The sequence below is a fragment of the Pseudomonas sp. I2 genome (assembly GCF_040984075.1).
In the GTDB taxonomy this organism is placed as follows: domain Bacteria; phylum Pseudomonadota; class Gammaproteobacteria; order Pseudomonadales; family Pseudomonadaceae; genus Aquipseudomonas; species Aquipseudomonas guariconensis_B.
This window is the reverse complement of sequence record NZ_JBCGFQ010000262.1, coordinates 1-255: the sequence shown is the minus strand read 5'-3', so window position 1 is coordinate 255 and position 255 is coordinate 1. Positions and strand designations below refer to the sequence as shown.

Genomic DNA, 255 nt, shown 5'->3' with positions numbered 1-255 from the left:
GGGCATTGGTGGCCTGCGGGTGCCCTAGCGGGAGCAACCGTGTGGTGGCGCCGCTCTTCAGCCCGCCGCCGTCTCCGCAGGCCTCGCAGCAGGCCACGGCGCGAGCCAGTACGCCCCCTGCCCAAGCCTGGAACCCTGCGCTCGACGGCGCTTCGCGGCATTACGCCAGCGCGCTGCCCGGCACCCTCGAGCCCGGTTTCTACATCGTGCCACACAGCATGTCCTTTTCCCAGGTGCTGCTTGAGCTGGCCGAGC

The 255-nt window shown here is 70.6% G+C and carries 1 pseudogene; it reads left to right on the top strand.

The annotated features are described in order from the left end of the window. Positions 1 to 44: 44 nt before the first annotated feature. A pseudogene (locus WCE05_RS26545) lies at positions 45 to 255 on the top strand (PAAR domain-containing protein); the annotation flags it as partial.